Raw genomic sequence first — 12,699 nt, forward strand, 5'->3', positions numbered from 1 at the left:
CCATCGACGCATGCTCCCCCGCCTGCCGATGAGTCGTCCGGGCCGGTCGCGCCGCGACGTCGGCAGCGACGGCCTGACCGACGACGAACGCGCCGCTCTCGTGGCCGAGTACCACGCGACGGTCGCGCGGAAGTCGTTGAAGGCCGTCGAGAAGGACGTGATCAACCGCTGGCTCGCCTCGCGTGCAGCCGGATGACCTGACCTGGGTCGGCCTCGGCGGAGAACACGTCCCGGCTCTGCAGGGTTTCACCTGCGCTGACCCTCCCCGTGCCAGCTGGGATCGACTGCGTCGGGACCACGTGCACCCGCGGCCGTGGGAGCTTGCCGTGCAGTCCTCGATCCGTGGACTGCGGCCGCCTCTGCCGCCGGAGGAGAACGCGCTGCTCGCGTTCTCCGGCGACGCACTCGCCGGAGTGTCCCGCGTCAGCTGGACCGACGGTGGCGAGCAGCTCCTGGTCATGAGCATCGCGCGTGACGTCCGTTTCCGTGGAGCCGGCCTCGGCATCGTGCTGCTCCGTCAGACGCTCGACGTCCTCCGTACGGTTCGCGATGAAGCCGGGATCGGTTGTGGTGCGTTCGCTCGGGTGGATCACCGGAACGAGCCGAGCCGCCGGATGTTCGAACTCGCTGGATTCGTCTACCTCGAGAACGACTTCGAGGAACCGAACCTCGAGTACTGGGTGCACGACCTCCTCTGACCGAGGATCGGCCTTGGCATTGAACCCGCTGCCGTTCGTCGCCGGTGCCGACGGCCGTGTCAGGGGTGCGGCGACGTCTCGCGGGCGAGGGACGCGAGCATGTCCAGCCGCTCGGCGCTCGCACTGCCCGGGTCGGCGTAGTAGAGCACCAGGAGCAGCCCGTCGACCGGCAGCTTGTCGCGGTGCAGGTGCAGCTCCCCCACGACCGGGTGGTCGACCGTCATCGACCCGCCTTCGAGCACCCGGACGTCCTGCCGCGCCCAGAGCTGCCGGAAGCGGCCGCTCGACAGTGACAGCTCGCCCACGAGTTCGACGACCCGCTGGTCCCGGACGTCGTCCGCGACCGAGTGCCGGAAGGCGCCGACGAAGCTCGCGACCGCACGCTCCCAGTCGCGGTGGAACACCCGCTCCTCCGGGTCGAGCAGCAGCGAGCGCAGACGGTTCTCGCCGACCCGGAGCCGGGGTGAGAACGCGGTGGCCAGGTCGTTCGCCGCGAGGACGTCGAACGCGCGCCCCTCGATGAAGGCCGGGATCTCGAGCGCCGCCAGCAGGGCGTGCAGGCGGGCCGGGACCCGCTCGGCCGTGCGCCGGGGACGGCTGCGTCGTGCGGGTTCGGCGAGGTGCTGGAGATGGAGACGCTCGACGTCGTCCAGTTGCAGCACCCTGGCGAGCGCGTCGAGGACCTGCGGTGACGGACGGGTGTCCCGGCCCCGCTCCAATCGGAGGTAGTAGTCGGTGCTCACGCCGGCGAGCATCGCGACCTCCTCGCGGCGGAGACCCGGCACACGCCGGACCCCGCCGGCGGGGAGCCCGACCTGCTCCGGCGTCACGAGCCCACGGCGCGCCTGCAGGTAGGCGCCGAGGGGGTTCGTCGGCACCGCGGTCGGGTCCCCGTCGAGCGTCACGCGGGCGTCCCCGAACGGCCGGGCAACGTCGCGAGCGCGTGGGAGCGCTGGGCGACCAGCTCGTCGTAGGTGCCGTCACGTTCCGCCCACCGGTGCATGAGGACACCCTGCACCAAGACCTCGTGCGGGGTGGTGTCCTGTGCCAGGAGCGCCATCACCTCGGCACCGAAGTCGCCGAGGTCCAGTGCGTTCGGGTTGCTGGTGCCCATCGTCGTGTTCACCGCCGGCGGCACGAGTTCGGCGACGTCGATGCCCGTCCCGGCGAGCTGCGCACGGAGTGCCTCGCTGTAGGCGTGCACCGCGGCCTTGGTGGCGGCGTACGACGCCATCAGTGGGAACGGCAGGAACCCGATGCCCGAACTCACGGTGACGATCGTGCCGCTGCCCTGCCGGAGCAGGTGCGGGGTGAACGCGTCGATGACCCGGATCGTCCCGAGCACGTTGACGTCGACCATGCGGGCGGCGTCGGCGAAGTGTGCCGGGTCCCGGAGGTCCTCGGGGACGCCGATGCCCGACATGGTCACGACGGTGTCCAGGTCGGGCAGCAGGTCGAGCACGGTGTCGCGTGCGGTCATGACGGATTGGTCGTCGGTGACGTCGATCGAGACCGTGCCGAAACCCTCGGCGACGAGCTGGTCGAGTACCTCGGTGCGGCGTCCGCCGACGACGACGTGGCTGCCGGCGTCACGGAAGCGCCGTGCGAGTTCGAGTCCGATGCCGGAGGTGCCGCCGATGACGGCGACGGAGCGTGTGGTGATGTCCATGCCCTCGACGCTAGGTCGACGGAGCGCCCGCTCCCGGGGCCCTGTGAGGACCCCCGATCGCTCGCGGCCGACCGTCTTCAGAGGTAGCGCCGGACGTCCTCGACGAAGCGCGGAACGCCAGCCCTCCGGAGCGTCTCGAGGACGTCGTTCATCGACACGGGCGGGTCCACGTAGTCTTCGGCGAGTTCGCGGAGCACCTGTGTGACGAGCCCGGGGAACAGGTCGAGTTGGTCGAGCAGGAAGTCGTCCGGGTGCACCACCTCGACGTCGAACGAATCGAGTGAGTGGTCGGGGAAGTCCTTGACGTTGAAGGTCACGAGGACGTCCGCCTTCGAACGGATGGCCGCCGCGAGGACATGGCGGTCCTTCGCGTCGCACGTCATCGTCGCGGTCAGCGGCTCGTAGCCCGTGACGAGGGCGTCGGGGAAGTACTGCTGCATCGCGGTGATGCGATGGTCGACCGCGGCCGGGTCGACGCCGGAGCGGATGACGTTCCGGCGGAACTCTTCGAGGACCTCGTCGGACCACAGCGCTCGGAACGCGCCCTCGTCAGCAAGTCGGAGGAGGAGGTCGGTCAGACGGATGCCGAACAGCGTGCAGGCATCGAAGAAGGCCGGGAACGCCATCGTTCAGTCACCGGTGGCTTCCGCCTGCTGCCGTTCCAGCGACTGACTGTTCCGCGCCATCTCCCGCAGCGCGGCCTTGCGGTCGATGCGGAATGCTTCCTGGAACGCCACGACGTCGCGGAGCAGGACGCGGCGGTGACGACCGCGCTTGCCGAACGGGATGGTGCCCTCTTCCAGGTACTTGATCAACGTCGGGCGGGAGACGCCGAGGAAGTCAGCAGCTTGCTGTGTCGTCATCTGCATGTCGTTCGGCGCGACCGTGACCCCGCTGCCACTGGCGAGGGCGTCGGCGACCTGTTCGAGGACCTCGAAGATCTCAGCGGGGATCGGCCGCTCCGAGCCGTCCGGTGCGCGGAGCGCGGCACCCGCATGTCGGGACGTGCCGAAGCTCTCGTGGAGTTGTCGTGCGAAGTCGACGAGTCCGTCACGAGCGGCATCCGCCGGCACGTAGGTCCGGGCTGTGGCGTTGCGGGGTCGGTGTGGGGTCGAGATCGCCATACCGGGGATCGTAACCGCAAAATCCGAAAGAAGTGTCAGCGCCCCTTCGAACGAGCGGGACTGCCTGTTCGATCTGCGGAGGGTGTGGGATTCGAACCCACGAGACATCTCTGCCCACCTGTTTTCAAGACAGGCTCCATCGGCCACTCGGACAACCCTCCGTGACCCGACCACGTGGCGAGACGTGACCGGGCCGCGTGCAGTCTACCGAGCCTCCTGGCCGGAGTGCAGCCGTCAGCGCGGCAACGTGTCGAGCGCCGCCGCGAGCCCGTCGTCCGTGACGCCGCCGGTGAGTTCGTTGCCCGCGTCGACGACGTCGTCCGGGGCCTGCCCCATGACGACCCCGCGACCCGAGGTGGAGGCCCACCGCAGCATGTCGATGTCGTTGCGTCCGTCGCCGGCCGCGAAGACCCGCGAGCGCGGGATGTCGAGCCACTCACGGATGCGCTCCATGGCGGTCGCCTTCGTGACGCCCTCGGGCGCGATGTCGAGCCAGGCAGTCCAGCCGACCGTGTACGAGACCTTGTGCAGGCCCATCTTGTCGACGATGTCCAGGAACTCCTCGAGCCCGTGCTCCGGGGAGATCACGACCACGCGGGTGGCACGGACGCCCAGCAGCCGCTCGAACTCGACGTGGTCGCCCGACGCCGTCATCGTGTCGTCGGGGAAGTCGCCGGAGAGCAGGTAGTGCCCAGTCTCGTCCTCGACACCGTAGGCACCGTTCTGCAGCGCACCGCGGATCGTCTGCAGGACTTCGGTGGGGTCGAAGGTCTCGACGTGCACCCGCTCGTAGGCGCCGGTGTCCGTGCGTTCGAGGGTCAGTGCACCGTTGGCGCAGACCAGGTACTTCGGCTGGATGCCGAGCCGTTCGAGCAGCGGGACGGTCATGCCCTCGCTGCGGCCGGTGGAGAGCATGACCTCGTGTCCGGCGGCTTCGGCGTCGCGCACGGCCCGGATGACGGTGTCGGTGACGACCCCGTCCTCGCGCATGATCGTGCCGTCGATGTCCAGCGCGACGAGCCACCGCTTGACCCGTGCGGGCGAAGCGGTCCCACCCGGGGCTGCGGCGGCAGCGTCGGAACCGTCCACGAATCCGCGTGAGGAGCTCATCGGGGCTCGATCACCTCGATGCCGCCGAGGTACGGGCGGAGCACCTCGGGGATGACGACCGAGCCGTCCTCCTGCTGGTGGGTCTCGAGGATCGCGACGAGCCAGCGGGTGGTGGCGAGGGTGCCGTTCAACGTCGCGACCGGCGCGGTCTTGCCCGTCGACGTCCGGTAGCGGATGTCGAGGCGACGGGCCTGGAACGTGGTGCAGTTCGACGTCGAGGTGAGCTCGCGGTAGGTGCCCTGCGTCGGGACCCACGCTTCGAGGTCGTACTTGCGCGCGGCACTCGTGCCGAGGTCCCCGGCGGCGGTCTCGATGACGCGGTAGTGCAGCCCGAGATCCTGCAGCATCGACTCCTGGTAGGACATCAGCCGCTGGTGCTCGGCGTCGGCCTGGTCGGGGTGGACGTACGCGAACATCTCGAGCTTGTTGAACTGGTGCACACGGAGGATGCCGCGGTTGTCCTTGCCCGCCGAACCGGCCTCACGCCGGTAGCAGGTGGACCAACCGGCGTACCGGAGGGCCTGGTCGTCCTCGGACGGGAACTGCAGGATCTCGTCGGCGTGGTACCCGGCGAGGGCGACCTCGCTGGTGCCGGTCAGGTACAGGTCGTCGGCTTCGAGACGGTAGACCTCGGCGGAGTGCTCGCCGAGGAAGCCGGTGCCGGCCATCGTCTCGGGACGCACGAGCGTCGGCGTGATGAGCGGCTCGAACCCGTGCGCGACGGCACGGTCGAGGCCGAGCGACATCAGGGCGATCTCGAGTCGGGCGCCCATGCCCTTGAGGAAGTAGAACCGCGAGCCGGACACCTTGACACCGCGGGCGATGTCGATGATGCCAAGGGACTCACCGAGGTCGGCGTGGTCCTTCGGCTCGAACGCGAACTCGGGCTTCGTGCCGACGGTGCGGAGGGTGACGAAGTCGTCCTCGCCCCCGGCGGGCACGTCGGGCATCACGACGTTGGGGATCGAGCGGACGACGGTGTTGAAGGTGTCCTCGGCAGCGGTGACGGTGGCCTGCGCCTCCTTCACCTTCGCAGCGAGCGCCTGGGCCTGCTGCACGAGCGCGGTCTTCTCGTCCTTCGGTGCCCTCGCGACGGTCTTGCCGAACGCGTTCTGCTCGGCGCGGAGCGCCTCGAACGCGGTGATGGCGGCACGTCGGGCGGAGTCCGCGGCGACGGCCTGGTCGACGACGTCGACGGAGGCGCCGCGCGCAGCCTGCGAGGCCTTGATGAGGTCCGGTTCGTCGCGCAACAGCTGTGGGTCGATCACCGACCCAGCTTAGCGAGCCACGGATGACCACCCGGTGAACCTGCGGACGGGAGGCCCGCGATGCTGCCGACCCGCTCCTCCCGTCCGTCCCCTGGTCGCCATCCGGACCGCGCAGGCGGTGCCCGGTAGCGTTGAGGGCATGTCGACGCCCTCGGACACCACCTCTCTGCCGGAGGACGCCCCCGCCACTGAGCAGCGCACCGCCGCCGTGATCTACAACCCGATCAAGGTCGACCTGCCCTCGCTGCAGCGCACCGTCGGTCGGTACCAGCGTGAAGCCGGCTGGGCGGAGACGAAGTGGTACGCCACGAGCGAGGAGGACCCGGGCGGCGGCATGACCCGCGAAGCGCTCGAGGCCGGGGCCGACGTGATCGCCGCAGCCGGTGGAGACGGCACGGTCCGTGCGGTCGCCGAGGTCGTGCACGGTTCCGACGCGGCCCTCGCACTGCTGCCGAGCGGCACCGGGAACCTGCTCGCCCGCAACATCCCGGCGCCGATCGACGACCTGGGCGCGAGCGCACACACCATCTTCCACGGCGAGGACCGCGCGATCGACTTCGGCACGGTCGGGGTCGAGCGTCAGGACGGCTCGCGCGAGGAGTTCGGCTTCCTCGTGATGGCCGGACTCGGGCTCGACGCCCGGATGCTCGCGAACACGAACGACGACCTCAAGAAGAAGGTCGGCTGGCTGGCGTACGTCGACTCCCTGGTGCGGTCGCTGCGCGACGCCGACGCCTTCGAGTTCCGGTACCGCCTGGACGGCCAGGGCACCCGCTCGGTCCGGGCACACTCGCTCATCGTCGGCAACTGCGGGATGCTGCAGGCCGGCGCGACCCTGCTGCCGGACGCCGAGATCGACGACGGCTTCTTCGACGTCGTCGTGATGCGGCCGCACGGGTTCTTCGGCTGGGTCCGGATCGGTGCCCGGGTGTTCTGGGAGAACGCGATCCTGCGCCGCTTCCGCCGTTCGGCACTGGGCAAGACCGACATCGGACAGCGCATCGTGACGAAGACCCGGGATGAGCGTCCGCTGCGCTACCTGCGTGGCGAGGAGTTCACCGTGCGGCTGGAGCGCCCCGACGAGTTCGAGATCGACGGCGACCCGGTGGGCGAGGTCGTGGCGTTCCGCGCGAAGATCGACGCCGGCGGCTTGACCGTCCGGGTGGCCGGTCCGGAGGACCAGACGCGAGCGACCCGCCGGCGCTGACGGCGTGCCGGCCGTCGTGCCCTGCGGCGGTGGCGGACGGGAGGCTCAGCCCGCGTCCGGCTCGCCGCGAACGATCGCGCGCAGCCAGTCACGGGCCTCGACGAACGCCTGGTCGGAGTACCGGGGCGAGACCTCGGAGCGCGCGCCGTCCGCGCGCGGGTACGACCCGAGGAACGTGACGCGCGGGCTGAAGCGCCGCAGGCCCAACAGCGCGTCCGCGACCCGTTCGTCGCGCACGTGTCCGTCGAGGTCGATGACGAACCGGTACCGCCCGAGTTCGTCACCGATCGGCCGCGAGGACAGCAGCCCCATGTTGATGCCCCGGGTGGCGAACTGCTCGAGCATGTCGACCAGGGCGCCGGGGTGCTCGTTCGGCAGTTCGACGACGACGCTCGTCTTGTCCGAGCCGGTACGTTCCGGCAGCGCGAGCGTCTTCGACACGAGCACGAACCGGGTGACGGCGCTGGCGTTCTCGCCGATGGAGTCCGCGAGCACCGCCAGGTCGTAGTGGTCGGTGATGCCGGGCGGGGCGACGGCGGCGTCCGCGACCGAGTGCTCCTCGAGCAGTTCGGCCGCTGCGGCGACGTTCGACGAGGCCGGGATGTGCCCGTGTCCGCGGACGTTGGCCTCGAGCCAGCGGTGCGTCTGCGCGTACGCGACGGGATGGGCGTTCACCGTGCGGACGTCGGCGAGTGCGGTGCCGTGCCGGGCCACGAGGACGAAGTCGACGGGCACCAGGTACTCCCCCACGATCCGCACGCCGGGGATCCGGGCGAGGGCGTCCTGGGTTGCACTGACCCCGCCGTCGACGCTGTTCTCGATGGCGATGACGGCGCCGACGGAACGGCCGGTGACGACGTCGTCCAGCGCTTCGCCGACGTTGTTGACGCTGCGCCAGGGCTTGCCTGCGGCGGCCTCGACGAGCTTGAGCGCCGCTTCGGTGAAGGTGCCGGCCGGTCCGAGGTAGCTGTAGGTCTCGGAGGGGCGGTCGGCGGCATGGCTCATACCGGCGAGCCTAGCGGCGGTCAGAAGGTGAGCTGCATGGTGTCGGAGTCGCCGTTCCGGCCGACGGTGCGGAAGCCCACCCGCTCGTAGAGGATGCGGGCACCGGTGTTGCCGTCCTCGACGCTCAGGCTGATGCCCGGCCACCCCGCGCTCCGTCCGGCGGCGACGATCCGGGCGAGGAGTGCGGACCCGACACCACGACCGCGGGCGCGGGCGTCGACGGCCAGGGTGAGCTCCGGGACGTCCTCGGCGACGAAGCCGTAGCCCGGGTCGCTCGCGGGCAGGTGCACGGCCCAGACGACGCCGAGCGGCCCGTCGCCGTCGGAGGCCACGACGCCCAGGTCAGCAGACCGGTCGTCGCTGCTCCGCTCCGGGTCGAAGGCGGCGGAGTAGTGGGCGAACTCGGGCCGGTCGAGGTCGGCGTCGGTGAAGCGCTCGGCCGACCAGTTCATCGCGTCGAGGCTCGCCCGGCGCAGCAGGGGCAGGTCGTCGCGGGTCGCCGGCCGGTAGGCGATGCCGTCCACGACGTCCGGGAAGGAGTCGTCGGCGGTGCCGGTCAACCGGGCCTCGCAGATGGACGGCTCGTCCGCCGGGATGTTGGCCACCGCGGCGAACCGCCCGTCGGGGTCGACGCGGCTGAGGAGCACGCGGGAGATGTCATCGAGTTCGGCGACCTGCTCGTCGGACAGCGCGTCGATGACCAGACGGCGGGCGGTGCGCACGTGGCCGGGAGCGGCGGCCACGATGTGCTCGAAGCCGGCGTCGGTGAGCCGGACGTCCGTCGCCCGGCGGTCCTCGGTGGACGGGCAGCGTGCGACCAGCCCGCGCTTCTCCAGCCGGGACACGACGTGCGACAGGCGGGGCAGCGACGCGTTGGTGGCGGAGGCGAGCACGGACATCCGGAGCGTGCGGCAGTCGGTCTCGGAGAGCATCGCGATGACCATGTAGTCGAACAGGGTCAGGTCGGCGTCTCGCTGCAGCTGGTGGTCGAGCGCCGCCGGCAGCAGCTCCATGACGGCGACGAACCCCATCCACGCCCGCAACTGCTCGCGGGAGAGCCAGGGGGTGTCGTCGGTCATGCCCTCATCCTAGGGAGAGGTTGTCGCTGCAACCGCGGGTCGGGCGGACCGACGCCGAGCCGTGACCACTCCGACCACCAGGGCGACCACCACGACGGCGACCAGCGCGCCCTCGACCACGAGCAGCCGGGTCGTGTAGTCGAAGGGCAACACGGTGTCGTTCTTCGTGCCGTGGGCCTTCGCTGCGATCTCCGGCAGGACCACCAGGGCCAGGACGCTCCCCAGGACGACGGCGGCCTGCACGACGACGAGCACCCACGTGCGCAGCGAGCGGCCGGCCCGGCGGAGTCCCATGCCGACCGCCAGGACGAACGGCGACAGGATCGCGTCGTGCAGCACGACGGCGGCGATCAGCCAGGTCGCGAGCCCGCCGATGCGGTTCGGCCGGACGGAGGTCACGAGGACCCAGGCTCCGAACGCCAGGACGAGCACACCCAGGACGACGAGCACGATCCGGGCCGTGCGGACCCGGCTGTCGACGACTGCGGCGCTCATGCGATGACCTCGATCCGTTCGATCCACTTCGTCTGCAGCACACCCGGGCGGCCGGGCGCGATGATCCGGGCGGGGAACCCGTGTTCCAGGTCGAGCTTCTCGCCGTTGAGCTCGAGGGCGATCAGGGTCGTCGGGTCGGCCGCGTACTCCGGTCCCATCTCCATGATCCGGTAGCCGCCGTGCCGCTCCAGGCTCGTCACCCGGACGTGCACGTGCGGGTCGGCCTGCACCGCAGCGAGGAGGTCGCGCATCCGGACTCCCTTCCACGTCGCCATCTGGCTCCAGCCCTCGACGCAGGAGATCGGCAGGCGCGCCTCGGTCTGGCCGAGGGCGGTGAGCTCGGCACGTGAGAACGTGCGGCTGACCGAGGGCCCGGCGACGGTGAGCGCCCAGTCGGCGGCCGTCGCGGTGGCCAGGACGCCCGCCGCGCGAGCCGTCCGGTTCACCGGGAGCCCGCTCTGGCCGAGGTGCCGCTTGCGAGGAGCGAAGACGTTGAGGGGCTCCCCGACGACCGAGGACTGCCCGACCGTCAGGGCGACGACGCCCGCGGTGGCCGCGGTCACGCCGGCGATGAACCCGCGACGCGCGACGCGCTGCCGACGCCCGTCGTCGCGCGCCGCGGCACCGGCGGGATCGGGGGCCGGCCGGGGTGCAGCGGCCTCGGCGGTCACGCCCGGACGGGAGGCCCGGGGCACGTCCGCCCCGTCGATCCAGCGGTGGAGGCGACCCACGAACCCGCGGGACGACGAGGCTGCGCCGGAACGGGCCTCCAGGCCGGCGGGGTCGTCCGGGTCGTACCGGCTGCCCGGGTCGGGGAGCTCGCTGCCCACCATGGCGTCGGCGACGAAGCGGCCCTGCGCGTCGAAGGAGTCGCGCTTCCGCCAGTAGCGCGTGATCACCTGCAGCTTCGTGCCGATGTGGATGAGCAGCGACCCGATGAGGACGTAGGCCAGGGCGTTGTGCACCTGCCGGAACGGGAACGGCCACGGGTACCACTGGAAGGTGTTGAGCAGGCCGGTGGCGACCTGGACGAGCGCCGACGCGACGAACACCGCGATCGACGCACGCTCGAGCAGGTGCAGGACGCTCCGGACCGGCGGGGTCTGGACGAGCGCCGGCATGACGACGTTGAGCTTGGCGAGGAGCAGCGGGATGATCGCGATCCCCGCGGTGATGTGCAGGCCCTGTGTGAACTGGTACAGCTGCACGGGCCGGGTCGGGAAGCGCATCCACCCCAGCGGCTCCTGCAGCAGGTGGCTGTAGACGCCGGTGAGGAAGCAGACCACGAACGCGATGCCGAGCAGACGACCCGTGACGACGGCGCTGCGTGCGGTGCGGTTCGGTGACGCCATGGCGTCCCGGGCGTGGAGCATGAGGCGCTGCACCCCCGCTAGCCTCGTCGGACCATGAGCGAACGACTCCGTCCGGCCCGTCTCGATCACCGGGCGTTCGCCCAGCGTGCGCTCGTCCCGACCGCGCTGGCCGTCGTCGGCGTGCTGGTGCTCGGCATCGTCATCGCGGTGGGTGTCACGCATCTGGGGTTCCTCCGGGAGGGTCATCGCTCTCCATTCGTTGCGTGGACCCTCATCGCTTGGACGGTCTTCGCAGGCGCCGTGCTGGCGCTCAGGTTCGTGCCCCCGCACCTGGTGACGCGGATCGTCCTCGGTGGTGCGGTGGTCGTCGGGATCGCGGCCCTGATCGGACCGCCGAACACCAGCACCGACTCCGCACGTTACGCCTGGGACGGGATCGTGCAGCACGCGGGCATCTCCCCGTACCGGCACACGCCGCAGTCGGACGTGCTGCAGCACCTCCGCCCGGACTGGTTGTTCCCGGACAAGGTGAACGGCACGTGCGATGACGTCAAGCCCCGGTTCCGCGGTCTCGGCGACGGACGACTCGGGCACTGCACGGCGATCAACCGGCCGGACGTCCCCACGATCTACCCCCCGATGGCCGAGCTGTGGTTCGCGCTCGTCCGCGCGTTCGTGCCCGCCACCGCGCAGTACCTGCCGTTCCAGTTCGCCGGGCTCGTCGTCTCGCTCGGCGTCACCGTCGGCCTGCTCGTCGTCCTCCGCCGACTCGGCCGTGCGACCTGGTGGGCCGCGCTCTGGGCCTGGTCGCCGCTCGTCGCCGCCGAGGCCGTCACCAACTCGCACGTCGACGTCGTCGGCGCGGCCCTGGCCACCGCGGGCGCCGTGCTGGTGGCGTTCGGTCGACCGATCTGGGGCGGCATCGCGCTCGGTGCCGCGACCGCGACCAAGCTCATCCCGGCGATCGTCTACCCGGCGCTGCTCGGTCGGTGGCGCAGCTGGTGGGCGATCCCGGTCGGCGTCGTCGTGTTCGGGCTGCTCTACGTGCCGTACGTGCTGACGACCGGCCCGAAGGTGCTCGGCTACCTGCCGGGCTACCTGTCGGAGGAGGGCTACGAGGACGGCTCCCGGTTCGCCCTGGTCGCGAAGGTCCTGCCCGGGGACGCCGCGACCATCGGCGTCGGACTGGTCGTGCTCGTCGCCGCGGTGCTGGCCTGGCGGCTGTCCGACCCGGCGAACCCCTGGTCCGGTCAGGTCTTCATGATCGGCGTGACCTTCCTCGCCGTGACGCCCCGCTACCCCTGGTACGCGCTGCTGCTCATCCCCTTCGTGGTGCTGTCCGGCCGGTGGGAGTGGCTGTCCCTGACGCTCGCGATCGCCCTGCGCGGGGTGTGGCCCTCGGTCGTCGCCTACCGGTGGTGGTTGCTCGCGGCGATCGCCGTCGTGCTCGTCGTCACCCTGGCCCGGACCCGCCGCGAGGACTGGCGGCGCTGGCGCGACCGGCTGCTCGGCCGGGAACGGGCACTGCACGACGGGGTCCACCCGGATCGGAGCGAGCGCACCGTATCCTGAGGCGATGCCGGCCCAGATGCTGCCCTCGACGGGCCAGATGCCGCCCTCGACAGGGCAGGCGTCCACGTCGGCCGGGCAGCTCCTCCCCTCGTCGGACCTGATGCGTCGAGTCCACCCCGAGGCCCCGGCGCCCGGCCGACGTGGACGCCTGCCCTGTCG

The 12,699-nt window shown here is 71.1% G+C and carries 14 protein-coding genes and 1 tRNA gene; 4 read left to right on the forward strand and 11 right to left on the reverse strand.

Annotated elements, in window-relative coordinates:
- Positions 1-10: 10 nt before the first annotated feature.
- Positions 11-196 (forward strand): hypothetical protein, encoded by a 186-nt coding sequence (locus DEJ33_RS14605; protein ID WP_111079151.1) that lies wholly within the window; start codon positions 11-13, stop codon positions 194-196.
- Between the two features lie 130 nt (positions 197-326).
- The gene (locus DEJ33_RS14610) at positions 327-698 is read left to right on the forward strand and encodes a GNAT family N-acetyltransferase (protein ID WP_110904640.1); all 372 of its coding nucleotides are present in this window, start codon (positions 327-329) and stop codon (positions 696-698) included.
- Positions 699-757: 59 nt separating this feature from the next.
- Here DEJ33_RS14610 and DEJ33_RS14615 read toward each other — a convergent pair whose 3' ends face one another.
- From DEJ33_RS14615 to serS, 7 genes are all read right to left on the reverse strand, one after another.
- Positions 758-1,603, reverse strand: coding sequence for a helix-turn-helix transcriptional regulator (locus DEJ33_RS14615; RefSeq protein ID WP_258374515.1), 846 nt, complete (start codon positions 1,601-1,603; stop codon positions 758-760).
- Positions 1,600-2,367 (reverse strand): SDR family oxidoreductase, encoded by a 768-nt coding sequence (locus DEJ33_RS14620; protein WP_111079149.1) that lies wholly within the window; start codon positions 2,365-2,367, stop codon positions 1,600-1,602. The genes DEJ33_RS14615 and DEJ33_RS14620 overlap by 4 nt, the downstream gene beginning before the upstream one ends.
- A 77-nt stretch (positions 2,368-2,444) precedes the next feature.
- Positions 2,445-2,993, reverse strand: coding sequence for a PIN domain-containing protein (locus DEJ33_RS14625; RefSeq protein ID WP_111079148.1), 549 nt, complete (start codon positions 2,991-2,993; stop codon positions 2,445-2,447).
- Between the two features lie 3 nt (positions 2,994-2,996).
- Positions 2,997-3,491 carry a helix-turn-helix domain-containing protein gene (locus tag DEJ33_RS14630; RefSeq protein ID WP_181432779.1) on the reverse strand — a complete coding sequence of 165 codons (495 nt, stop codon included), beginning with the start codon at positions 3,489-3,491 and terminating at the stop codon, positions 2,997-2,999.
- 76 nt (positions 3,492-3,567) lie between these two features.
- A tRNA-Ser gene (locus DEJ33_RS14635) sits at positions 3,568-3,652 on the reverse strand.
- 73 nt (positions 3,653-3,725) lie between these two features.
- On the reverse strand, positions 3,726-4,601 hold the full coding sequence (locus DEJ33_RS14640) for an HAD family hydrolase (protein WP_111079146.1): 876 nt from the start codon (positions 4,599-4,601) through the stop codon (positions 3,726-3,728).
- Positions 4,598-5,869, reverse strand: coding sequence for a serine--tRNA ligase (gene serS, locus DEJ33_RS14645; protein ID WP_111079145.1), 1,272 nt, complete (start codon positions 5,867-5,869; stop codon positions 4,598-4,600). The genes DEJ33_RS14640 and serS overlap by 4 nt, the downstream gene beginning before the upstream one ends.
- Before the next feature lie 139 nt (positions 5,870-6,008).
- Between serS and DEJ33_RS14650 the strand changes: the two genes are divergently transcribed.
- Positions 6,009-7,076, forward strand: a complete 1,068-nt coding sequence (locus DEJ33_RS14650) for a diacylglycerol kinase family protein (RefSeq protein WP_111079144.1) — start codon at positions 6,009-6,011, stop codon at positions 7,074-7,076.
- A gap of 45 nt (positions 7,077-7,121) precedes the next feature.
- On the opposite strand, the gene pheA is transcribed toward DEJ33_RS14650, so the two are convergent.
- Genes pheA through DEJ33_RS14675 form a run of 4 tightly spaced genes read right to left on the reverse strand, consistent with a single transcriptional unit; the run spans position 7,122 to position 11,040 of the window.
- Positions 7,122-8,081, reverse strand: a complete 960-nt coding sequence (gene pheA, locus DEJ33_RS14655) for a prephenate dehydratase (protein ID WP_111079143.1) — start codon at positions 8,079-8,081, stop codon at positions 7,122-7,124.
- A gap of 20 nt (positions 8,082-8,101) precedes the next feature.
- Positions 8,102-9,160, reverse strand: coding sequence for a bifunctional helix-turn-helix transcriptional regulator/GNAT family N-acetyltransferase (locus tag DEJ33_RS17720; RefSeq protein ID WP_309147122.1), 1,059 nt, complete (start codon positions 9,158-9,160; stop codon positions 8,102-8,104).
- A 9-nt stretch (positions 9,161-9,169) separates the two neighbouring features.
- Positions 9,170-9,655, reverse strand: a complete 486-nt coding sequence (locus DEJ33_RS14670) for a hypothetical protein (protein WP_111079142.1) — start codon at positions 9,653-9,655, stop codon at positions 9,170-9,172.
- Positions 9,652-11,040 (reverse strand): molybdopterin-dependent oxidoreductase, encoded by a 1,389-nt coding sequence (locus DEJ33_RS14675; protein ID WP_181437319.1) that lies wholly within the window; start codon positions 11,038-11,040, stop codon positions 9,652-9,654. The genes DEJ33_RS14670 and DEJ33_RS14675 overlap by 4 nt, the downstream gene beginning before the upstream one ends.
- A gap of 21 nt (positions 11,041-11,061) precedes the next feature.
- On the opposite strand from DEJ33_RS14675, the gene DEJ33_RS14680 reads away from it, so the two are divergent.
- On the forward strand, positions 11,062-12,540 hold the full coding sequence (locus DEJ33_RS14680) for a glycosyltransferase family 87 protein (RefSeq protein ID WP_111195375.1): 1,479 nt from the start codon (positions 11,062-11,064) through the stop codon (positions 12,538-12,540).
- The last annotated feature ends 159 nt before the right edge of the window (positions 12,541-12,699 follow it).

The sequence above is a fragment of the Curtobacterium sp. MCPF17_047 genome, from assembly GCF_003234045.1.
GTDB lineage: Bacteria > Actinomycetota > Actinomycetes > Actinomycetales > Microbacteriaceae > Curtobacterium.

Excerpts from the sequence above, each read along its gene's own strand:
- DEJ33_RS14605 (WP_111079151.1), top strand. The coding sequence starts at position 11 with ATGCTCCCCCGCCTGCCGATGAGTCGTCCGGGCCGGTCGCGCCGCGAC.
- DEJ33_RS14620 (WP_111079149.1), bottom strand. The coding sequence starts at position 2,367 with ATGGACATCACCACACGCTCCGTCGCCGTCATCGGCGGCACCTCCGGC.
- DEJ33_RS14625 (WP_111079148.1), bottom strand. The coding sequence starts at position 2,993 with ATGGCGTTCCCGGCCTTCTTCGATGCCTGCACGCTGTTCGGCATCCGT.
- DEJ33_RS14630 (WP_181432779.1), bottom strand. The coding sequence starts at position 3,491 with ATGGCGATCTCGACCCCACACCGACCCCGCAACGCCACAGCCCGGACC.
- DEJ33_RS14640 (WP_111079146.1), bottom strand. The coding sequence starts at position 4,601 with ATGAGCTCCTCACGCGGATTCGTGGACGGTTCCGACGCTGCCGCCGCA.
- DEJ33_RS14650 (WP_111079144.1), top strand. The coding sequence starts at position 6,009 with ATGTCGACGCCCTCGGACACCACCTCTCTGCCGGAGGACGCCCCCGCC.
- pheA (WP_111079143.1), bottom strand. The coding sequence starts at position 8,081 with ATGAGCCATGCCGCCGACCGCCCCTCCGAGACCTACAGCTACCTCGGA.
- DEJ33_RS17720 (WP_309147122.1), bottom strand. The coding sequence starts at position 9,160 with ATGACCGACGACACCCCCTGGCTCTCCCGCGAGCAGTTGCGGGCGTGG.
- DEJ33_RS14670 (WP_111079142.1), bottom strand. The coding sequence starts at position 9,655 with ATGAGCGCCGCAGTCGTCGACAGCCGGGTCCGCACGGCCCGGATCGTG.
- DEJ33_RS14680 (WP_111195375.1), top strand. The coding sequence starts at position 11,062 with ATGAGCGAACGACTCCGTCCGGCCCGTCTCGATCACCGGGCGTTCGCC.